The following is a 1,075-nucleotide window of genomic DNA, read 5'->3' on the forward strand; positions in this document are numbered from 1 at the left end:
CGGCGGGCCATTCGGCCAGCAGCCAGCGCTCGGGCAGTTCCGGATCGTCGGCCGCCTTGCGGATGCCGCGTCCAGCGGGGCGGACCCGAAGGGCGACGAACCGCGAGTACATGCGCTTGAAGCCACTGCGGCCCTTGCCCGGACGGGATCCCTCCCGCCAGGACACCGGCTTCGCCGCCAGCCGGCCGACCGCGATGACGAGGTCTTTCGCGGTCTTCGGCGGATCGGGATACTGCACCTTCGGTGGCCGGCCGGTGCCCGCGTAGTCGGGCTGGACGGGCCGGGCGTCGGCCGGATGAGCGCTGTGACGGCCGGAGATGCCGACCGCGTAGAGCAGGTTGCGTTCCTCCAGGCCGCTGCGGAAGGCCGCGGCATCGCCGTATCCGGCGTCCGCGACGACCAGAGGGACGTCGACGCCCCACGACCGTGCCTCGTCGATCATGTCCAGGGCCAGCTGCCACTTCTCCACGTGTCCCGCTCGGGCGGGGATGCCGCAGCGGCCGCGGCGGGCGACCTTGTCCGCATCCGCCTCCGGCGAGGCCGGGTCCCAGGAGGCGGGCACGAACAGCCGCCAGTCGATCGCGGCCGAGGCGCGATCGTGGGCCAGGTGCAGCGAGACACCTACCTGGCAGTTGGTGACCTTGCCCGCGGTCCCGGTGTACTGCCTGGACACGCATGGCGAGGCGTCCCCGTCCTTGAGGAAGCCGGTGTCATCGACGATCAATGCCTCCGGCCGGATGTCCTGCATCTTCCACGCCAGACGCGCCCGCACATGCGCCGGATTCCACGGGCTGGTCGTCACAAAGTGCGCCAGCGCCTGCCGGTTGCCGTCCTCACCCAGCCTCGCGGCCATCGGCTCCACCGACTTGCGCCGTCCGTCCAGCAACAGTCCCCGCACATATACCTGGCCCCATCGACGCTGGTCAGCGCGGAAGAACCCGTCGAACAACTCCGCCGTGAACGTCTCCAGGTCCTCCCGGACCTCGACCATCTCCTCAGGTGTCACACCACTTCAACGGCACTACAGGCAAGCGGAAACGCCATTCACGAGTGAAGCTGACCAAGCCCTACTAGG

1 protein-coding gene is annotated in these 1,075 nt (G+C 69.6%); it reads right to left on the minus strand.

The window, feature by feature from the left end; all coding sequences use genetic code 11:
- Window positions 1-991 (minus strand): IS701 family transposase (locus ACIHAR_RS39715; RefSeq protein WP_400024140.1); only part of this gene is annotated, 991 nt, incomplete at its 3' end.
- Window positions 992-1,075: the final 84 nt, after the last annotated feature.

Origin of the sequence: Streptomyces sp. NPDC052016 (assembly GCF_044548445.1) — a bacterium.
Taxonomy (GTDB): domain Bacteria; phylum Actinomycetota; class Actinomycetes; order Streptomycetales; family Streptomycetaceae; genus Streptomyces.